The sequence below is a fragment of the Saccharopolyspora phatthalungensis genome (assembly GCF_014203395.1).
Taxonomy (GTDB): Bacteria; Actinomycetota; Actinomycetes; order Mycobacteriales; family Pseudonocardiaceae; genus Saccharopolyspora; species Saccharopolyspora phatthalungensis.
Genome location: NZ_JACHIW010000001.1, coordinates 5,801,822 through 5,822,179 on the forward strand (window position 1 = coordinate 5,801,822; position 20,358 = coordinate 5,822,179).

17 protein-coding genes are annotated in these 20,358 nt (G+C 68.6%); 6 read left to right on the top strand and 11 right to left on the bottom strand.

Going from position 1 to position 20,358, the window contains the following annotated elements:
- Window positions 1-92 precede the first annotated feature (92 nt).
- A complete protein-coding gene (locus BJ970_RS26490; protein WP_312864417.1) occupies window positions 93-884 on the top strand; it encodes a serine hydrolase in 792 nt (263 codons plus the stop codon).
- Window positions 885-1,017: 133 nt separating this feature from the next.
- On the opposite strand, the gene BJ970_RS26495 is transcribed toward BJ970_RS26490, so the two are convergent.
- The 3 genes from BJ970_RS26495 to BJ970_RS26505 all read right to left on the bottom strand — a co-directional run bounded on the left by BJ970_RS26495 (window position 1,018) and on the right by BJ970_RS26505 (window position 5,898).
- Window positions 1,018-3,225, bottom strand: coding sequence for a terpene synthase family protein (locus BJ970_RS26495; protein ID WP_184728717.1), 2,208 nt, complete (start codon window positions 3,223-3,225; stop codon window positions 1,018-1,020).
- Window positions 3,226-3,370: 145 nt separating this feature from the next.
- A complete protein-coding gene (locus BJ970_RS26500) occupies window positions 3,371-4,972 on the bottom strand; it encodes an amidohydrolase (RefSeq protein WP_184728718.1) in 1,602 nt (533 codons plus the stop codon).
- Between the two features lie 95 nt (window positions 4,973-5,067).
- The gene (locus tag BJ970_RS26505) at window positions 5,068-5,898 is read right to left on the bottom strand and encodes a hypothetical protein (RefSeq protein WP_184728719.1); all 831 of its coding nucleotides are present in this window, start codon (window positions 5,896-5,898) and stop codon (window positions 5,068-5,070) included.
- Between the two features lie 498 nt (window positions 5,899-6,396).
- Here BJ970_RS26505 and BJ970_RS26510 point away from each other — a divergent pair, with 498 nt between their 5' ends.
- The 4 genes from BJ970_RS26510 to BJ970_RS26525 all read left to right on the top strand — a co-directional run bounded on the left by BJ970_RS26510 (window position 6,397) and on the right by BJ970_RS26525 (window position 10,758).
- Window positions 6,397-7,590 (top strand): Glu/Leu/Phe/Val family dehydrogenase, encoded by a 1,194-nt coding sequence (locus tag BJ970_RS26510; protein ID WP_184728720.1) that lies wholly within the window; start codon window positions 6,397-6,399, stop codon window positions 7,588-7,590.
- Between the two features lie 262 nt (window positions 7,591-7,852).
- A complete protein-coding gene (locus BJ970_RS26515) occupies window positions 7,853-8,056 on the top strand; it encodes a cold-shock protein (RefSeq protein ID WP_184728721.1) in 204 nt (67 codons plus the stop codon).
- A gap of 190 nt (window positions 8,057-8,246) precedes the next feature.
- Complete coding sequence (locus tag BJ970_RS26520) at window positions 8,247-9,188, top strand: NAD-dependent epimerase/dehydratase family protein (protein WP_312864418.1); 942 nt, start codon at window positions 8,247-8,249, stop codon at window positions 9,186-9,188.
- A gap of 145 nt (window positions 9,189-9,333) precedes the next feature.
- Complete coding sequence (locus tag BJ970_RS26525) at window positions 9,334-10,758, top strand: FAD-binding oxidoreductase (protein ID WP_184728722.1); 1,425 nt, start codon at window positions 9,334-9,336, stop codon at window positions 10,756-10,758.
- 17 nt (window positions 10,759-10,775) lie between these two features.
- Here the strand turns inward: BJ970_RS26525 and BJ970_RS26530 are convergent, their stop codons facing one another.
- From BJ970_RS26530 to BJ970_RS26550, 5 genes are all read right to left on the bottom strand, one after another.
- Window positions 10,776-10,940 carry an Rv3202a family protein gene (locus BJ970_RS26530; RefSeq protein WP_184728723.1) on the bottom strand — a complete coding sequence of 55 codons (165 nt, stop codon included), beginning with the start codon at window positions 10,938-10,940 and terminating at the stop codon, window positions 10,776-10,778.
- A gap of 226 nt (window positions 10,941-11,166) precedes the next feature.
- The gene (locus BJ970_RS26535; protein ID WP_221468256.1) at window positions 11,167-11,598 is read right to left on the bottom strand and encodes a thioesterase family protein; all 432 of its coding nucleotides are present in this window, start codon (window positions 11,596-11,598) and stop codon (window positions 11,167-11,169) included.
- A 5-nt stretch (window positions 11,599-11,603) separates the two neighbouring features.
- Window positions 11,604-12,539 (bottom strand): 3-hydroxyacyl-CoA dehydrogenase NAD-binding domain-containing protein, encoded by a 936-nt coding sequence (locus BJ970_RS26540; RefSeq protein WP_184729377.1) that lies wholly within the window; start codon window positions 12,537-12,539, stop codon window positions 11,604-11,606.
- Window positions 12,540-12,562: 23 nt separating this feature from the next.
- A complete protein-coding gene (locus BJ970_RS26545) occupies window positions 12,563-13,471 on the bottom strand; it encodes a beta-keto acid cleavage family enzyme (protein ID WP_184728725.1) in 909 nt (302 codons plus the stop codon).
- 77 nt (window positions 13,472-13,548) lie between these two features.
- Window positions 13,549-14,409, bottom strand: coding sequence for a TetR/AcrR family transcriptional regulator (locus BJ970_RS26550; protein ID WP_184728726.1), 861 nt, complete (start codon window positions 14,407-14,409; stop codon window positions 13,549-13,551).
- Window positions 14,410-14,631: 222 nt separating this feature from the next.
- Between BJ970_RS26550 and BJ970_RS26555 the strand changes: the two genes are divergently transcribed.
- Entirely contained in the window at window positions 14,632-16,065 is a 1,434-nt protein-coding gene (locus tag BJ970_RS26555; protein WP_312864419.1) for an MFS transporter, read from the top strand.
- 19 nt (window positions 16,066-16,084) lie between these two features.
- Here BJ970_RS26555 and BJ970_RS26560 read toward each other — a convergent pair whose 3' ends face one another.
- From BJ970_RS26560 to BJ970_RS26570, 3 genes are all read right to left on the bottom strand, one after another.
- Window positions 16,085-17,524 carry an amino acid permease gene (locus tag BJ970_RS26560; RefSeq protein ID WP_184729379.1) on the bottom strand — a complete coding sequence of 480 codons (1,440 nt, stop codon included), beginning with the start codon at window positions 17,522-17,524 and terminating at the stop codon, window positions 16,085-16,087.
- Between the two features lie 139 nt (window positions 17,525-17,663).
- Window positions 17,664-19,775, bottom strand: a complete 2,112-nt coding sequence (locus BJ970_RS26565) for a catalase (RefSeq protein ID WP_184728727.1) — start codon at window positions 19,773-19,775, stop codon at window positions 17,664-17,666.
- A 76-nt stretch (window positions 19,776-19,851) separates the two neighbouring features.
- Entirely contained in the window at window positions 19,852-20,346 is a 495-nt protein-coding gene (locus BJ970_RS26570) for a VTT domain-containing protein (RefSeq protein WP_184728728.1), read from the bottom strand.
- Between the last annotated feature and the right edge of the window lie 12 nt (window positions 20,347-20,358).

The following is a 20,358-nucleotide window of genomic DNA, read 5'->3' on the forward strand; positions in this document are numbered from 1 at the left end:
GGACATGGACACCGCGATCGCCGCGCAGCGGGAGCCAGGTCGTATCGAGCCCGGAGAGACCAGTGCCTTGCACGAGACCGGTGGAGGCAAGCGTGGGGTTTGCGGAGCGGCTGCGCGCCGAACTGGTCTTGGACGGGTTTCCGGGGCGGGTGGGTTTCGCGGCGTGGGACCTCGAAGAGCGGGAGCCCGTGCTGGTCGGCGCGGAGCGGATGGTGCATGCCGCCAGCACGATCAAGGTGCTGATCATGATCGCCGCGTTGCGCGCCGTGCAGGCCGGCCGGGTCGGGCTGGACACCGAGGTCGAGCTGCCTGCCGAGCGCGCCGGCGGGTTCGGGGTGCTGCGCGAACTCCCCAGCGTGTCGCGGATCTCGCTCGGTGACCTGATCGCGTTGATGATCGTGATCAGCGACAACGCCGCCACCAACGCCGTGATCGACGTGGTCGGATTCGGGGCGATCCGGGATTGCGCCGCCGACCTCGGCTGCAAGGCGACCCGCGTCCAGCGGCGGCTGATGGATCTCAATGCGCCCGGGCGAAACGAGACCACCGCGTTGGACCAGGCGCGCGTGCTCGACGCGCTGGCCAGGGGAGTGGCGCTGCCGCCGCAGCTGACCGAGCATGCGCTGGACGTCCTGTCCCGGCAGCGGGTCCGGGACCGGCTTCCCGCATTGCTGCCCGACGGCGTGCGGTGCTGGAACAAGACCGGCGAGTTGCTGGCGTTGCGCCACGATGTCGGGCTGATCGGCACCGACCGCCCGCGCGCGGTGGTCGCGGTGTTGGTCGACGAGCTCGCCGACGAACGCTCCCGCACCAGTTACCGCGGCGGGCCCGCCTGCGATCGCATCGCGATGGTAGGTCGGCACGTGTTCGACGCCTTGGCTTGAGCAACGGGACCGAGCCGCCAACGCGAGCTCCGGACGAATGTGGCCGGAACGTCGGGTGGGCGATTCGCGCGAAATCACCGGCCCCTGCACACAAAGACCGTCAATTTCGCGCGAAAACGCCATCAACTCCAGCTCATCCCAGCACCGGGTCCCAGTCCGGCGCCAAGTGAACCAGCGAGGTGCCCAGGCCGGTGGGCCCCGAGGGCACGCTCGGCGTCGAGCCGAGCGGCACGTTGTAGCGCAGCTCCGAATACCGGCGGCATTCCCGGTGCCAGTTCACGATTCCGGCCATCCAGTCCTGCAGTTCCGAGGCATAGCGCTGTAGGGTGGCCCGGGCCTCGGAGTCCAGGCCGTACTCTTCGAACAAGGTCGGCAGTTCGTCCACAGTGTGCTGGAACTGCTTCATCCGCGCCGTCATCAGGTCGTGGACGACGTCGAAGGCCCGATCCTGGTCGCAGTCCAGGAAGTTCTGCGTCACCAGCACCAAGTTGTGCACCTCGCCCTCGAACTCGACCTCCTTGCGGTACGAATGGACGTCGTTGACCATCGTCGCGTAGTCGATGGCCGAGTTCTCCATGTTGCGGATCGTGCGGGTCCGGTAGATCTCCGGCGGCACGGACTGCCCGTGCGAGAACCGGGACAGGCTCATCGTGAGGTCCGAACCGAAGGTCTGTCGCCGCATCTCGATGTAGTCGATCGGGTCGGGAATGCGGTTCCGGTGCTGGTTGTCCAGTTCCCAAAGCCACGAGTCGAGCATGACTTCGACGGTTTTCCGGAAGTTCAGGCGTGCTTCCCGCGGCATCGGGCCGGTGGTGCGGCTCCACAGATCGGCCAGGCCCCTTTCGAGCATGTTGACCGGAACGATCGGACTGGTGCCCTCGATGGCCATGAGTTCCTTCAGCCGGGCGGCGAGCGCCTTCGCGCCGGCCATGTCGCGGGTGCGGCCGAAGATCTGCGGGTAGTAGTCGTCGCCGTAGGTGCCCCACGTCAGCCAGGCCGAAGACAGGTCCAGCTCTTCGACCGTGGCGTCCGGGTCGAGGCCGGCCGAGCAGTGCGGGAGGTCGTTGGCCCGCAACAGCCGCTCATCCCAGATCAGTGGCACTTCGTCGAACATTCCCATGGCGCGGGCCCATTCCACGGTGTGCTCCCGCGAGACGTCGAGGTGGGGGGACATCGAGACCTCGTAGGGCAGGTAGATCTCGCGCCGCCGGATTTCACCCACCTTCTGGAACGGAACCCGCGTGAAGCTGCGCATCCGTTGCGGCGCGGTGGAAATCAGCGCCGAGACGATGTAGGCCGCCGAGGTGCCCAGACCGGTCGGTCCGGCCAACACGGTCGACGTGGCGGAGCCGTCCGGATACCGACCCGACTGCATGTGCCACTCGTGGCCCCCGGACTGCCAGTCCTGGAGCCCCTTCACGTAGCCGAGCACCGCTAACCGGCCCGCCGGGTCGATGCCGTACTCGTCGAGCAGCCGCGGCACCTCCGTCACCGCGGTGTGCTCGAACTGATGCAGCCGTGAGGTCAGCAGGTCGTTGACCGCGTTCGCGGCTTCCTGCGTCGTGCAGCCGAGGAACTTCTCGAAGACCAACACGCCGTTGCTGAGCTCGCCCTCGTCCCGCACCTCGCGCTCGTAGGAGAACAGGTCGTTGCGCAGGTGCACGGCATCGGAGAACGTGTCACGCAGCACCTCCATCGGGCGAGACTCGGCGATCTCGGCGGGCAGCTCGGCGCCGACGGCGTGCTCCACCAGGTTCGCCGACCACGGCGCGCCGCCCACCTTACGGCGCATCTCGACATATTCGATGGGATTGGACAGCCGGTTCTCGGTGATGTTGGCCAGTTCCCACAGCGATTCGTCCAGCAGGTGCTTGGTGTTCTCGGCGAAGCGCCGCCGCCAGTCCAGCGTCATCGTCGGTACCGTGCGCGTCCACAGGTCGGCCAGGCCGCGCTCCACCGGATTCGTCGGTTCCGCCGTGATCGGACCCTCGACCGGCATGAAGGCAGGCAGCCTGTCGAGGTACTCGCGAGCCCCGGTCAGATCCGGATTCCGCTTGTACAGCTCGACGAAGTGGTCGTCGAAGTAGAACACCCATACGTACCAGTCGGTGATCAGGTCCAGCTCCGGTCCGTCCGCGTCCGGGTGTGTGTAGGCGCACAGCAACGCGTAGTCGTGCCGGTCGAGGTCGGCCTCGTCCCAGATCGGCACGCCGTGCTGCGGCACGTCGATCATGTCCATTTGGTAAGCCCACGTCTTGCTGTGCTCGCGTGCCCGTTCCAGGTTCGGGTTCAGCCGTGCCGGGTAGGACAGATAAAAGTCCGGCAGTCGAAAGGGCTGCATTGTTCGCGTACCTGGCCTCTCTGCGTTGTTCACGGACCCTGCGCACGAAACCAGCGAAGATCATCGCGGCCAATGCCTGCGACGGTGGTTCCACACGATCGGGAATCGACGTCGCCCGACCAGCCCAATGGGGGGATGCGGTGCGTTACGCCTTCCGCTCGTGCACGACCACGCCGTCGACCATCGTCAGGTCCACCTGACACTGCCCGATCTCCTCCGGCGGCAACGAGAACGGATCCCTGTCGAGTACGACGAGATCGGCCGCTTTGCCCACTTCGACGGTGCCGGTCTCGCCTTCGACGTGGTTCACCCAGGCACTGCCGACGGTGTACGCGGCGAGCGCATCCACCAGATCCAGTGCCTGTTCCGGTAAGAACGGCGCATCGTCGGTGTCCGGTTCGCGCCTGTTGACCGCTACGTGCACCGCCTGCATCGGATCGGCGTCGGACACCGGCCAATCGCTGCCTGCCGCCAGCACCGCACCGGTCGCGCGCAGCGACCGGAACGGGTACTGCCACCCGGCCCGCCGATGTCCCAGGTGCGGCACGGTCAACTCGGTCATCGCCGCGTCGTTGACCGCCCACCGGGGCTGGATCGTCGCGGCGACACCGAGTTCGTGGAACCGCGGGACATCGCTGGGGTGCACCACCTGCACGTGCGCGATCTGGTGGCGCAGGTCCCGACCGGTAGGTTCCGAAGCGAGTGCGTTCAGCACCTCGCGCACCGCCCGGTCGCCGATGGCGTGGAAATGCAACTGGAAGCCGTCGGCGGTCAGTTCCGGCACCACGGCCGACAGGACCTCGGAATCCACAAAGGACAGCCCGCTGCCGTGGCTGCCGAGGTAGGGCAGCAGCAATGCGGCGGTGAAGTTCTCGCACACCCCGTCCTGCATGATCTTCACCGCATCGGCGCGGAACCGTCGCCCGCGCGCCTTCCGGCGTCGGTCGCGCAGCTCCTCGATCTGCTCCCGGCCCCGGGTGCGGTCCCACCACAGCGCGCCGCGCGCCTTGCCGGTCAGCAGCCCTGCCCGGTCGGCCGTCAGGTAGGTCTCCAGCGTGTCGTCGTAGCCGAGGTAAGGCCCGATGATGGCGTCATGCCAGGACGTCACCCCGCAGGACTGCAGGTGCCGCTGGCCCTCCAGCAGTCCCGTCAAGTACTCCTGCGGGCTGGTCGGTGGTAGCACCCGTTCGACGAGGCGGGTGGCCCCCTCGTGCAAGGCCCCGGCGGGTTCACCCGCGACGTCGCGTTCGATCCGGCCGTCCGGCGGATCCGGGGTGTCCCGGTCGATCCCGGCCAACCGCAATGCCGCGGAATTCACCCACGCGCCGTGGTGGTCGCGGTTGAGCAGGTACGCCGGGCGATCGCCGGTCACGACGTCCAGGGCGGCCCGACTCGGCGTGCCGTGCGGGAACTGACCCATGTCCCAGCCGCCGCCCAGCACCCAGCCCGCATCCGGCCGGTGGGAGCCGATGCGCCGCAGGCAGTCCGCGGCATCCCGGCATTCGGTGAGGTCGCAGCGCAGCCGCTCGATGCCGCCGAAGACCGGGTGCACGTGCGCGTCGTGGAAGCCGGGCAGCAGCAGCCGGCCGCGGAGGTCGATCACCTCGGTGGCCGCGGTCCGCTGAGCTCGCACCGCTTGGTGTCCGACGGCCGCGATCCGGCCGTCGCGCACCGCGACGGCGTCGGTGAACGAGCGGGCGGCGTCCATTGTGGCCACCGGCCCGCCCACGAAGGCCACCTCGCGCATGCCGGGATTGTCGCAGGAGTCAGCGTCGCGAAGCAGACCCGTCAGACCCCAACTTCCGGGCAACGGCGTAGCCGCTGAAGCCCGCGGATGCTCGGTCAGCCGCGCCATTCGCCGGTGATGACGGCGACAGCCTGCTCCCGCACCGGTTCGTCGACCTCCGGGAGCCGGAAGCCGCGGCTGCGGATGTGCGCCAGTAGTTCCGCTTCCGGCGCGACACCGTGCTGGCGCAGGTAGTAGCCGACCGCGCCGGGCCAGATCCAGCTGCCGTCGGTGTGGAAGGTCATCGGCACCGCGGGGCTGCGGTTCGGGTCCAGCCGGTCGGTGTCGTAGCTGCGCGCGGCCAGCACGATCGGCGCCTGCTCCAGGTATTCCACGACCTGGTCGCGCTCCGTTGGGTTGACCTCCGGCCGCTCGGTGATCGGCCGCCCGTCGTCGTCGAAGACCTCCGCGGTGCGCAGCCCCTGTTCGCCGTCGCCGCCCCCGGCCTGCGTCGCCAGCCATTCCGGCGTGACTGCCGCGGGACGCGGATAGCGGCGCAGCTCGTCGGCGAAGGCTTCGGGCGGGGGAGCGATGCGCCAGTTGGGCTCGTAGTCGCTGTTGAAGTCGACGGTGTAGCTGCCCGGTCGTTGCAGCCGGTACAAAGCGCTAACCCAGGTGCCGCGATCCGGCTGGTACATGCCGTTGCGCAAGCGCACGAACAGTTCCGGGACATCGGCGGGCGCGGCCAGCGGGACGGCCGTGCCGTTGGGGGCGAGCAGTTGCGCGACCAGTTCGTGGTGGTCGCCCAGTTCCCGGTACTCGACGGTGGCTTCCTGCCAGCCAGGGGGCAGGGCGCGCACGACAACCCGGCCGATCTCCTGGATCAGCTGCTGCTGCGCGACCTCGTCCAGCGATCCCGGTCGGTCGTGGGGTCCCGGTTGGCTCATGCCTGCATCCTCCCAGTCGCGCGGGAACCTCGGGTGGCGTTTCCGCCAAAGTTCGTGGCCCGGTTCGCGCGATCCGTCGTACGTCGTGCGTGGAAGCTTAAGGCCCCATCGGAGTGACGCATTCGGCCGAGTTGATCGGGCTCGCGATTGCCCTCCGCGCATGCCAACCGGGGGGTAACCGCGGGACACGCACCCGTTCCGATGATGTAACACATGAGCGAAGCGAAGATTGTTGACAATCCGACGACTCCCCGTTTAATTTCGAGCCATCCGGGCCGACGCGGGAGGTGTGCGATGCGAACTGATTCCTGCCGCAATCCGAGCCCGGCTCGTTGGTTGTCTTCTTCCTCGCTCTGGCTGCGACATCACTGACCGAAGTCTTCGGCAGTGCCGGTGACCGACGCGGGTGCCCCGCGGGTCGCCGAAACATCTATTCCCAGATGAATCTCGGGCGTTCGCGCCCGTGTCAGGTATGCGCTCTGAGAGGAGGTTCGGCCCGTGGCACTCGTCGACCGCGACCCGCTGATGAGGGTGATCTGGACGGACTCGGTGACCGGATGCAATGGCTATCTGGTCGTGCACAGCCTGGTGTCCGGTCTCGCGACCGGCGGCACCCGGATGCGCGCCGGCTGCACTTTGTCGGAGGTTGAGGATCTGGCGCGCGGCATGGCGCGCAAGACCGCCGTGTTCGACCTACCGGTTGGCGGTGCGAAGGGTGGCATCGACTGCGACCCGAAGGATCCGGAAGCCCGCGGCGTGCTCAGCCGCTTCCTGCAGGCGATGCGGCCGTGGCTGGACGCCCACTGGGTGACGGCTGAGGACCTCGGGGTGCCGCAACACCTGATCGACGACGTGTTCGCCGAGCTTGGGCTGCATCAGTCCTATCACGCGGCGATCCGCCGGGCCCCGGACGCCGAGCGCACGCTGCGTCGGGTCCGCGCCGGACTCAACGCCCCGGTACCGGGCGGCCTGCTGCTCGGCGACGTGGTCGGCGGGTACGGCGTCGCGCAGTGCTGCCTGGGTGTGGTGCACGCCCGCAGCTGGGTGCCGGAAACGACATCGGTGGCGGTGCAGGGCGTCGGCACGATGGGTGGCGGCGCGGCGTTCTATCTGCACGAGGCGGGGCTGAAGGTCGTCGCGATGGCCGACGCGGTGGGCACCCTGTTCCACCCGGACGGGCTCGATGTTCCGGCGTTGCTGGAGACTCGTGACCGCTTCGGCGAGATCGACCGCGCTCAGGTTCCCCCGGACGTGCGCCAGCTGCCGCGCGAAGCCGTCCTCGCCGTCGAGGCGGACGTGCTGATTCCGGCTGCCGTCTCGTATGCGATCCAGGCGCCGCAGGTGCCGCAGGTCAACGCGAAGGTGATCATCGAGGCGGCCAACACCCCGGTCACCCCGGACGCGGAGGAGATGCTGGCGACCCGTGGCATTCCGGTGATCCCGGACTTCGTGGCCAACGCCGGGGCGGCGGCGTGGGCCTGGTGGCTGCTGCTCGGGCGGGTCGACGCCGACCCGGTGCTGTCCTTCCAGGTGTTGCGGGAGGAGATGCTGGCCAAGATCCCGCCGTTGCTGGCGGCCTGGGACACCGAGAGGCTCACGCCGCGGGCCGCGGCGCTCCAACTCGCCGAGCACCGGACCGAGCAGAACATCGCCGCCGAGGCGCGTGGCCAAGCTCTGCTCAGCATCCCCTGAGCGGCCCTGTGGATCCACTGTGGCGACGCGCCAAGCAGCCTGCTGACATGGGGCAATCGAAGTGTGACAACCCGCAGTCGGAGTGCTAGCGTTGCATCGGTTGCAGTTTTGGTCCTAGCAGTACTGGAAAGTGCCTGCCAGAACGCAGGCACTTTTTTTATGCCGTGGTGCTTCGGCGCCGCGTCGGGTACGGGTGATCAGCTCGGCGACCTGGGGTCTGCGCAGTGTTGACCCTGGCCAGCAGAATCAGGAGAAACAAGGAATGGCTACCGGTACGGTCAAGTGGTTCAACGCGGAGAAGGGCTACGGGTTCATCACGCCCGACGGCGGTGGCGCTGACGTCTTCGCCCACTACTCCGCGATCGACTCCTCCGGTTTCCGCACGCTGGAGGAGAACCAGCGGGTGGAGTTCGAGATCGCCCAGGGCCCGAAGGGGCCGCAGGCCGCGGGTATCCGCGCCATCTGAAACAGGTCGTGCCTGTCAGGCATGACGAACGCATCGGAGTGAGCTCTGGTGCCGCCTCCGATGGGCGGCAGATTCGGGCCGTCTGCGGTGCCGGTCTGCCGCCGAGGAGGACAACCTTTTCACCCAATACGGGGTATGCCGCCGGGGTACGCTTCCAGCCCGCTGACGTTTAACCCGGTGCGAGGTCGAAGTGCCCCTGCGTGTGGTTGTCGCCGGTGCGACCGGCGTGGTCGGGAGAACACTGCTTCCGTTGTTGCGGGAGCGCGGTCATCACGTGACCGCGCTCGTGCGGCACGCGGGCCGGCTGGACGGCACGGCGCCGGTCGACGATGTCGCCGTGGCCGACCTGCTGGACCCGGCCGGGTTGAGCCGGGAGCTGCGCCGCGCGGCCCCGGACGTGGTGATCGATCAGACCTCTGGCTTCGGGAAAGCCGATCAGGACGAGGGCCTGCGCCGCACCGCACAGCTGCGCGAGCGCGGCGCGAAGCACCTCGTCGACGCCGCCGTCGAAGTGGGTGCGCGGCGCATCATCGGGCAGAGCATGACGGCCGCCTACCGGCCGCACGGGCACGATGTGCTCGACGAGGAATCACCACTGTGGACGGACGCGCCGGGCTGCTGGGGCAGCGCCGTCCGGGCCCTAGCGGCGATGGAAGAAGCGCTGCTGACCTGTCCGGACATCGAGGGCGTGGCGCTGCGCTACGGTGCGCTTTACGGACCGAACACGCATTACGCCCCGGGCGGGGCGATCCATGAGCGGGTCTGTGGCAGCGAGCTGCCGTTGGTGTACGACGGCGTCGGCCTGACGTCGTTCACCCACGTTGACGATGCGGCCGGGGCGGTGCTCGAAATGCTCACCAACGGCGAGCCGGGCACCTACAATGTCGTCGACAACGAGCCGGCCGAATCCACGGAGTGGTTACCGGCCTACGCGCGAATGGCGGGCGGCCCGGCCCCGGTGTCGCTGACCCTGGACCAGGCCAAGGCGCAACTGGACTGGTTGACAGTGCACCAACTGACCGAACAGCGCGGCGCAACCAACTTCCGGTTGCGCGAAACGATGGGCTGGCGACCGACGTGGCCGAGCTGGCGCGAGGGATTCGCCAATTTGTTCGGCCTCTGGGCGGGTTGATTCCTCGCGCCCGCGCGCAGCCGCTTGTTGCGGTTTGGCTAGTTATGATCGTTCCAGGGCTGGCGCGGGACTGGGAGACCAGGGGCGGCACAGGTTAGGTTCAGTGGTAAGACCATGTCCCCGAGGCCGGAGACGAGAACAGCCGATGACCGCCACTGATATGCACCCGCTGCGGCAGAAGTTGCCCGAAGGCACCGTGTTCGACGACCTCGACGTGCTGGAGGCCCACCGCAGCGACCGGGCCACGTTCTGCCCGGCGGGGACGCCCTCGGTGCTGGTCCGCGCCCGGTCCACTGAGGACGTTGCCACGACGCTGAAGTGGGCGCACGAGAACCGGATTCCGGTGGTGCCACAGGGCGCTCGCTCGGGGTTGTCCGGCGCGGCCAACGCCATCGACGGCTGCATCCTGCTGTCGCTGGAGAAGATGGACGAAATCGTCGAGATCGACGCCGAGGAGCAGATCGCGGTCGTGCGACCCGGCGTGATCAACGGCGTGCTCGCGGCGAAGGTCGCCGAGTACGGGCTGTCCTACCCGCCCGACCCCGGCTCGCGCAGCATCTCGACCGTCGGCGGCAACGTGGCCACCAACGCGGGCGGCATGTGCTGCGTGAAGTACGGCGTCACGGGTGACTTCGTGCGCGGTCTGGAGGTAGTGCTCGCCGATGGCCGGGTGATGCGCACCGGCCGCCGCACCGCCAAGGGCGTGGCCGGTTACGACCTGACCCGGCTGATCGTCGGTTCCGAAGGCACCCTCGGCGTGGTCACCGAGGTCACCGTCGCGTTGCGGCCGGCCGCCGCGCAACCGCTGACCGCGGTCGCGTTCTTCCCGGCCATCGCGGACGCGGCTCGCGCCGTCGCAGGCTACCTGGGGGAGGGCTACCGGCCGTCGGTTCTGGAGTTCATGGACGATCCGACGGTGCGCGCGGTGCAGCGCATCGCCGATCTCGGCTTCCCGGACGGCATGGCCGGCATGCTCCTCGTGCAGTCCGACCGAGGGGAGGCCGCGCCGGGCGATCTGGCGGCCTTCGAGCGGGTGGCGCGTTCCTTCAGCGCCTCCGAGGTGGTCGTCGCCGACAACCCGGCCGAGGGAGAGCTGCTGATGCAGGCCCGGCGGCTGTGCGGCGACGCGCACGAGAACATGGGCCTGTCGCTACTGATCGACGACGTGTGCGTGCCCCGGCGACGCTTGGTGGACCTGGTCGAGGGGTTGGGGCGGATCGCCGAGCGGCACCGGGTGCAGGTGATGTGCGCGGGGCACGCGGGAGACGGCAACATGCACCCGGTGGTGGCCTTCGATGCCAGCGACCCGGACGAAACGGTCCGTGCGCAGGAGGCGTTCGACGCGATCATGGCGCTGGGGCTGGAGCTCGGCGGCACCATCACCGGCGAGCACGGCGTCGGCTATCTCAAGCGGCGGTGGCTGGGCAAGGAACTCGACGAAGCGGGGCTGTGGACCCAGCACGCGATCAAGAACGCCCTTGACCCGCACAACATCCTCAACCCCGGCCGCGTGCTGCCGGACCCGGGGTGCGGCGATTTCAACGAAAATCAACGCGCCGATTTCCATTGAAATCGCCACTAGGCCGGTCAGTCGTACTCCTCGTCGACCGGGACAGCGCGGTGCTGCTCGGCAAGGTCAGCCGGGTCGGCGTCGAGGGGCACCTCGACCGGCTCCGGCTCCTCGTCGTCAAGCACGTCCTCGGCCAGGCGGGCCTGTTCGGCGGCGTCGCCTTCCGGAGTTTCGGGGTCCATCGATCCTCCAGTGGGTAGCTGGTCCGAGTAACCGCCACGGTAACGAGCTCGACCGTGCGGCGCGAGGCTCACCCCAGGTGACCACGGTACGCCCGGAGCGGCCGAACGGATGCCGCCAACTCCGTGCGCGTCGCTGCCAGCCGCGCGACGACGGTGCTGGTCGACAGAGCCGTGGGTCCGGGTGCGCGGAACCCGCCGAATGGGGTTTCCGCGCACCCGCCGACGCTCAGCCGATGGACCGGCCCGCGTAATCCGGCGGCGGCTCGATCAGCGCGGTGAGCCGTTCGGCCACCGCATCCGGGAACGGTGTCGTGCCGCCCTGCTTGCTGTCGACGTGCAACGCCATGATCTCCTCGGTCGCGACGAGCGTGCCACCTACCGCCATCTCGTGACAGATGCGCACTTTCCTCGCGCCGATGCCCACGATGCGGCTGGTGACCACCAGGTCCGAATCCGGCTTGACCTCCCGCAGGTAGCGCACGTGAGCCTCCACTGTGTACACCGAGCACCCGGTGTCGGCGCGGTATGCCGCATCGACACCGACCTGGTCCAGCACAGCGTCGGTGGCGAGGCCGAACACCAGCACGTAGTACGCCTCGCTGAGGTGACCGTTGTAGTCGATCCACTCTGGACGGACCCGCTGACGATACTTGCGCAGCACGGTCACGGCTTGCCGTTGCGCACGCCGTCGATCGCCCGCATCACCGCGATCACCGCTCGGTCGCGCTCGGCGACCAGCTCGGCGATGCTGCGGCCGCCGGCGGCCTCCTCGCAGCCCTTGATCATGGCGTCGCGCAGTTCGTCGGTGAGCTCCGGGGCGGCCAGCCGAGTCCACGGCGATTTCAGCGACGGGCCGAAGTGGTCCAGCATGTGCGCCATGCCGCCCTCGCCGCCGGCCAGGTGGAAGGTCAGGCACGGCCCGAGCAGCGGCCAGCGCAGGCCCGGACCCTCGGTGATCGACGCGTCGATCTGCGCGGGAGTGGCCTCGCCGTTGGCGACCATGTGCAGGGCCTCGCGCCAGATCGCCTCCTGTAGCCGGTTGGCGATGAAGCCCGGCACCTCGCGTTGCATGGTGATCACGGACTTGCCGGCGACCTCGAAGAACTCCGAGGCCCACGCCACCGCCCATTGCTCGGTGCGCTCGCCGCCGACCACCTCGACCAAAGGGATGAGGTACGGCGGGTTGAACGGGTGCCCCACCACCAGCCGCTGCGGTGTCGGGCAGTCCACCTGCATCTCGGTCATGCCGTATCCCGAGGTGGAGGATGAGATCACGACGCCCACCGGGGTCGCCGCGTCGATGCGGGCCAGCAGGTCGCGCTTGAGCGCCAGGTCTTCCGGCGCGCTCTCTTGCACGAATTCGGCATCGGCGACGGCGTCTTCCAGCGTCGCGGCGATGACGAGGTTCTGGCCGGAGGCACCCGCGGCCAGCCCGAGTTCGGCCAGGGCGGGCCACGCGGCGTCGACCAGCCGGCGCAGCTTCGCCTCGAAGTCCGGCGCCGGATCCCAGGCGGTCACCCGGTAGCCGCGCGCCAGGAAGTGCGCGACCCAACCGCCGCCGATGACACCGGTACCGATGCAGGCGACCCGCCGAACCATCGCGGGGGAGGGGATGTGCTCGTTCACTTTGCGGAGTTCCCTTCGGGGCAACGCTTCTTCAGGCCGAGCTGTTCGCGGGCCTGGTCGGGGGAGGCCACCGGTATGCCCATGCCCTCGACGATCGTCACCGCGCGCTCGACGAGCTGCCCGTTGGTGGCCTTGACGCCCTTGCGCAGGTACAGGTTGTCCTCCAACCCGACGCGGACGTTGCCGCCCAGCGCCGCGGTCAGGCCGACCCAACGCAGCTGGTCGCGGCCGATGGCGAAGCTGGCCCAGTTCGCGCCGCCCGGCAGCATCGTCACCATCGCCTGCAGCAGGCCCGGATTCGGCGGGGCACCCCACGGGATGCCCGCGCACAGCTGGAACAGCGGCGGGGCGTCGATCAGCCCCTCCTCGATCAGCTTGGTGGCGAACCACAGGTTGCCGGTGTCGAAGATCTCCAGCTCCGGCTTGACGCCCAACTCCTGGATCCGTCTGGCGCCGGCCCGCAACATGTCCGGCGTGGAGATGTAGAGCTGGCTGCCCTCGCCGAAGTTCAGGGAACCGCAGTCCAGCGTGCAGATGTCCGGGAGCAGTTCCTCGACGTGTGGCAACCGGTCCAGGCCGTTGACCAGGTCGGTGCCGTCGACCGGCTTGAGCGGGTCCTCCTGGTCGATGATCAGGTCACCGCCCATCCCGGCGGTCAGGTTGATGACCACGTCGACGCCGGTTTCCTTGATCCGCTCGACCACCTCGCGGTAGAGCGACACCTCGCGGGAGCCCTGCCCGGTCTCGACGTTGCGGACGTGGATGTGCACGACGGCCGCGCCGGCTTCGGCGGCCTCCACTGCGGACTTGGCGATCTGTTCCGGGGTGACCGGAACGAACTCGCTCTTGCCGGTGGTGTCACCGGCTCCGGTGAGCGCGGCGGTGACGATCACTTCGTTGCCCATCGGGCACTCCTCTCGTGAGGTGCGTCTGATCGCCTGGGCGCACCGGATTCCGCGCCCAGGTGGCTTGGGGTCGCCGGTCAGTGCCGGACGATCTCGCGTTCGACGAACTCACGCAGCACCCGGCGCATCCGCTCCACCGACCGGCCGGGACGTCCGGTGAGCACCTGGATGCCCAGCCCGTCGATCAGCGCGGTCAGCGTCACCGTGAGTTCTTCGGCGTCGGTCTCGGCGAACACGCCCTGCCGCTGGCCCTGCCGGATGGTGCGAGCGATCGTCTCGTGCCAGCGGGTGTAGGAATCGCTGTGCAGCACCTGCAGATCGGGGTTGAGGGCGCTCTCGTTCCACACCTGTAACCAGATCGACCACTCCGAGCGCAACAGTCCGGGAGTGGGCAGCTGCAGCTCGACCAACCGCAGCAAGCGTTCGTGGGCGCCGTCGATGGTGTGCAGTTCGGCGACCTGCCGGTCGAAGGCCAACCGCACCGAGTACCGCAGGGTCTCGGTGAGCAGGTCGTTGCGGCCGGGGAAGTAGTAGTGGATCGTCGCGGCGCTTGTGCCGCAGGCCTTGGCGACGTCGGCGACCCGCACCGAGTGGTAACCGCGCTCGGCGATCAGCTTCCAGGCGGCATCGAGGATCTGCTGGTAGCGGCCCGCTTCGCGGAAATCGGCCGGTTCGCGCTCGGGGCGCGCGGTGCGTTGCGGCGCGGCGGCCACGGTCTCGAACTCGTCGTCGCCGTTGATCAGCCAGTTCACCGTGACATTGGTGAGCTCGGCGATTCGGGTGAGTTCGACCGGCGTGAACCGCCGGGCCCCGCTCAGCGACTTGGAGAGCTTGGTCGGGTCCAGCCCGATTCGCTCGGCGAAGGCTCGCTGGCTGCCCGGATGCTTCCGCAAGACGTCGCGCACCCGCTGGCGCAACGCCGCTGTCGTGTCCTGCACAGGCCGGAACGCTAACAAGCCATTGCGATAATCGCAATCGTCCAGCGGTGTTGCGATCCGTCGCTCTCATGTCGATTCCGAACATAATGAATGGTCAGTTTCCTATATGAGACGACTTCCGATGGCTCACTGTGCATCGAATTCGATTGATGAGTCAGTCGGCCGCTGTCCCAGTCCGCACCGGATGCTGCGCGCGTAGAACGAACGTGCTGAGCTGAAACGGTGAATCGCACCAAGCCGGCGGTCAGGACTGCTGTGGAGAACGAAGCCGCACGACGCTGGCGGGTCCTCGCCCTCTGCCTGGTCGCCGGGTTCATGACGTTGCTCGACGTCAGCATCGTCAACGTGGCACTGCCGTCGATCCAGCAGGGCCTGGACGCGCCCGCGGCCGCGCTGTCGTGGGTGGTCTCCGGCTACGCGCTGACCTTCGGATTGGTCCTGGTACCGGCCGGCCGGCTCGGCGACGACCGGGGCCGCAGCCGGATGTTCCTGCTGGCGTTGCTGGCCTTCACACTGGCCAGCGCGCTGGCCGGGTTCGCCCCGAACCCGCTGTGGCTGGTCGTGGCCAGGCTCCTACAAGGCGTTGCCGGGGGCCTGCTCAACCCGCAGGTGCTGGGCCTGATGCAGCAGTTGTTCCACGGCCGCGAGCGCGGCAAGGCCTTCGGCCTGTTCGGCGCGGTGGTAGGCATCTCGACGGCGATCGGTCCGCTGCTGGGCGGGTTGATCATCCAGCTGGCCGGGCAGGAACACGGTTGGCGTTGGGTGTTTTTCGTGGACCTGCCCATCGGGGTCGTCGCGATGCTCTACGGGTTGCGGGTGCTGCCGCGCGACGGCGGACGCGAACAGACCCGCAGCCTCGACCTCGTCGGAGTGCTGCTGCTCGGCGGCGGCCTGCTGTGCCTGCTGCTCCCGCTGGTCGAGCAGGAGGGCGGCCGGGACACCCCGTGGTTTCTATTGATCATCGCGGCGGTGCTGCTGGTGCTTTTCGTGGCGTGGGAATACTGGTACCAGGCGCGGGGGTACGCGCCGCTAATCAACCTGCGGCTGCTGAAGATCCGCAGCTATTCCTTCGGCACCACCTTGGGGCTGCTGTACTTCGCCGGGTTCACCAGCATCTTCTTCGTGCTGGCGGTGTATTTCCAGCGAGGGCTCGGGTATTCGGCGCTGCATGCCGGGCTGGCGCTGACGCCGTTCGCGGTCGGCTCGGCGGTCGCGTCGGCGCTCGGCGGCCGGATCGTGCACCGGATGGGCCGACGACTGGTGATCATCGGCTTGGCCGCCGCGCTGTCCGGGCTGCTGGCGACAGACCTGCTGCTGGCCGTGCACCCGGGCCCAATGGTCGGGCTGGTGACCGCGTTGCCGCTGCTGATCGCCGGAATCGGCAGCGGCCTGGTGATCTCGCCGAACCAGACGGTGACACTCAGCGAGATCGACTCCGCGCACGGCGGCACCGCGGCCGGCGTGCAGCAGACGGGCCAGCGCATCGGCTCCGCCGTGGGCACCGCGGCGGCCTCCGGCCTGTTCTTCGGCACCCTGACCACCGGCGGCTTCGACGCGGCTATCTCCAATGGCCTGATCGTCTCCGTCGGCTTCGTCACCGCCGCGCTCCTGGTCGCCATCGCCGAAGTCGTGCTCGGCCGGCGCGGCGCGGGGTGACCGGAACCCCGGAAAAGGCTCAGTTGCGGGCCCGTTCGGCCGCAGGCGTGGCGAGCCGGGCGCGGCGGCGGCCGTAGCCGAAGTAGATCGCCAGCCCCAGCACCAGCCACGCGGCGAACCGCAGCCAGGTGATGATGTCCAAGTTGGACATCAAGTACAGGCAGGCCAGCGCCGTGATGATCGGTAGCACCGGCGACAGCGGCATCGTGAACGGCCGGTTGAGTTCGGGCTTGCGCCGGCGCAGCACCGGCACGGCGAGGGCGACGATGATGAAACCGGACAGCGCACCGATGCTGACCATGTCCGCCAGCTCGGAGATCGGGATGAACCCGGCCAACAACATGATCACCACGGCTCCGCCGATGGTCATCCGGTGCGGCGTGCCCCACTTCGGGTGCACCTGGGAGAGCTTGGGCGGCAGCAGCCCGTCGCGGCTCATCGCGAAGCCGATCCGGCCGATGGTGACCAGTTCGACCATCATCACCGAGGTCAGCCCGGTCACCGCGCCGAGCGCGATCAGCGCCGCCACCCACGGCTGCCCGACGGCCTGGAACGCCGCGGCCAGCGGGGCGCCCTCGTCGATCTGCCGGTAGTCGACCATCGCGCTGAGCACGACCGCGACTGCCACGTAAAGCAGGGTGCACACGATCAGGCTGCCGAGCAGCCCGACGGGGAGGTCACGCTTGGGCCGTTTGGTTTCCTCGCCGAGGTTGGCCAGCGCCTCGAAGCCGGTGTAGGCGAAGAACACGACGGCCGCGGCGGTGAGCATGCCGCCGAGGCCGTACACCGACTGCTCCATGCCCAGCACCGCCTGCACCAGCGGCTGTTCCAGCACGTTCGCGGTGGCCTCGGCCGGCCGTGCGGGCGGGATGAACGGGTCGAGATTGGCGCCATTGAAGAAGAACAGCCCGGCGACGATCACCAGCACGCACACCGCGACCTTGACCACGACCAGCGCGTTGGTCACCCAGGACGACTCGCGGATGCCGACCACCGCGATGACGGTGAGGATCGCGATGATCAGGATTGCCCCGACGTTGACCGTGGCGCCCTCGCCGAACCACGCCTCCGGCAGGCCGAGCAGGTTCGCGACGTAGCCCGACCAGCTGCGTGAGACCACCGCCGCGCCCAGCGCGAACTCCAGCAGCAGGTCCCAGCCGATGATCCAGGCGAACAGCTCGCCGAGCGTGGCGTAGGCGTAGGTGTAGGCGCTGCCCGCGGTCGGCACCGCCGAGGCGAGTTCGGCGTAGGCCAGTGCCGCGAGCGCCGCGACGATGCCGCCGACGACGAACGACAGCACCACCGCGGGACCGGCGTGCTCCTTGGCTTGGATCCCGGCCAGGGTGAACACGCCGGTGCCGATGATGATTCCGATGCCGAAGCCGATCAGATCGCGCCCGGAGAGCCGGCGGATCAGTCCGCTCCGCTCGCCACGGTTCAGAACGTCCTCGACGGGCATCGTTCGCAAAACACTCACGGGCACGCACCGTAGAAGACCCGGGCACGGAGAGCTAATCAGCCTCGCGGTACGTGATCCATTCGGTACGAAACGTGACCCTCGGTGCGCGGCGCGAACCCCGCGTGATCTTGGACGAAGGCTAGGCAGGCACGGCAGAGGTGTCACGCTCCCACACGCGGTGCTTGCCGAGCGCGGTGGCGAACTCCGCGATGAACCCGTCCGGCAGGGCACCACCGGTGTGGGCCGCGGTGACCACGCCGAGCTCGGTGACCACACCGTTGGCGCCGCCTGTCTTGCGGGCTTCGGCGACGCCGGCCCGTTGCAGCAGCTCCATGCCCTCGTCACTGGCCGCCACCGGCTTGTTGTGCTTGTAGGCCTCAGTGACGAAGTGCACGGCATACCCGTCGGCGGACAACATGCGCGCGCTGCCCGCACCGCCCGCCACGATCACCCCGTCGTAGAGCACCGAGGCCATCGTGTTGATGGCGCGGTCGACCTGGACCTCGTCGCCGTCCGCGCTGCTGACTTTGCCGTCGCGCGGGCTGAGGACCTCCGCCGTCGCGCCGCGTTCGGCCAGCTCGTGCCGGATCTGCGCAACCTCGGCGGCGTCCACGCCGTCGGCGACCAGCACCGCGACCCGGCGGGTGGCGATGGTGCCGGTGACCGAATTCGCCAGGCTCAGCGCGGGGGAGCTGCGCCCGTGGTTGGGCGTGCCGCCGCTCGGCGGGCTCACCCCGACGCCTGCCGCGACCGCCACGGCCAGCTCATGATCGATGTCGTTGAGCTGCTGCACGACGCCCACGCGCACGTGCTGGTGGTCGACCTTGCCGAGCTCGAAGCGGAACGCCGCGACGATGTGCTCCTTCTCCCAGGACGCCATGCTGTTCCAGAACAGGGTGGCCTGGCTGTAGAAGTCCTTGAAGCTCTCGCTGCGCTTGCGGATCTTGTGGCCTTCGACCTTCTCCTGGTAGTGCGAGAAGGCGCCTTCGTCGGCCAGCGCCGGGCAGCCCCCGCCGAGGCTGTTCTTGAAGTAGCTGCTCTGTCCCTTGTGGATGCGTTGCTGGCCGTAGCCGTCCCGCTGGTTGTTGGCGACCTCCGCCACCGGGCGGTTGACCGGCAGTTGCGCGAAGTTCGGACCGCCGAGCCGGATCAGCTGGGTGTCGAGGTAGGAGAAGTTGCGGGCCTGGAGCAGCGGGTCGTTGGTGAAGTCGATGCCCGGCACCACATTGGCGGTGTGGAAGGCGATCTGCTCGGTCTCGGCGAAGAAGTTCTCCGGATTGCGGTCCAGCACCATCTTTCCCACCGGGCGTACCGGTACCACTTCCTCCGGGATGATCTTCGTGGCGTCCAGCAGGTCGAAGTCGAAGTCGAACTCCCGGGACTCCTCGACCAACTGCACCCCGAGCTCGTACTCGGGGTGTTGCCCGGCCTCGATCGACTCCCACAGGTCGCGCCGGTTGTAATCGGGATCCTTGCCGGCGATCTTCTGGCACTCGTCCCACACCAGCGAATGGCTGCCCAGCAACGGCTTCCAGTGGAACTTCACGAACGTCCCGCGGCCCTCGGCATCGACCAGCCGGAAGGTGTGCACGCCGAAGCCCTGCATCATCCGGTAACTGCGCGGCAGCGCGCGATCGGACATCAACCACATGACCATGTGCAGCGTCTCCGGTTGCAGGGAGACGAAGTCCCAGAACGTGTCGTGCGCCGAGGCGGCCTGCGGCATCTCGTTGTCCGGTTCGGGCTTGACCGCGTGCACGAAGTCGGGGAATTTGATGCCGTCCTGGATGAAGAACACCGGCATGTTGTTGCCGACCAGGTCGTAGTTGCCCTGTTTGGTGTAGAACTTGGTGGCGAAACCTCGTACGTCCCGGACCGTGTCGGCGGAGCCGCGCGAACCCGCGACGGTGGAGAACCGCACGAAGACCGGGGTGCGTTCGCTCGGATCGGTCAGGAACTGCGCGCTCGTGAGGCCAGCGAGCCCGTCGCCGTAGGGCTGGAAGTGCCCGTAGGCGCCCGCGCCGCGGGCGTGCACAACTCGCTCGGGTATCCGTTCGTGGTCGAAATGGGTGATCTTCTCCCGGGCGTGGAAGTCCTCCAGCAACGTCGGACCGCGATCGCCCACGCTCAGGGCGTCGTCGGTGTGGTCGATGCGCACGCCCTGCTGGGTGGTCAGTTCGGTGTCGGTGAGGTCCTGGCGGACCTGGTCGAGCTGTCGTTGCTTGGCATCCTGTTCGTCCTTATTGGCCATCGCGGCTGGCTCCCCTCAGTGTTGGCTGAACTACGGGGATTCCCGGCCGAGCGCCTCGGTATGCCCGGGCTTGCCCTCACGAGCCCAGCGCGGCGGGAAGCCAGTGCAACAGTTCCGGCGCGCCGGCGACGATTAGGAAGTGCAGCGACCGGCCGATGAGGCTCGCGACCAGGAAGCCCGTCAGCGGGATGCCCGCCGCGCCGGATAGGAAGCACATCAGGCTGTAGGGCGGGATGCCGGGGATGGCGCTGAGGAACAGCACACCCAGGCCCCACCATGGGCGTTCCTCGGTCCGCCGGTGGAACTTCTCGAACCAGGCGGCCCACCTGCCCCGCCGCTTGGCTTCGACGCGCTCACGCAGCCGCTCGCCGAGCGTGAAGCCGCCCTTGCCCGCCAGGTAGAACAATGTCTTTCCGGCGACCTGGCCGACGGCAGCGGCCAGCCCCAATGCCCACCAGCTGACGCCGGGCACGGTGGATACCACGCCGAGCAGGTAGAGCTCGATGTTGACCAGCGGGAACACGCTGCCGAGCGCGGCGGTGCCCGCAGTGGTCAGCAGCCACGCGATCACCCGGCTACCCGA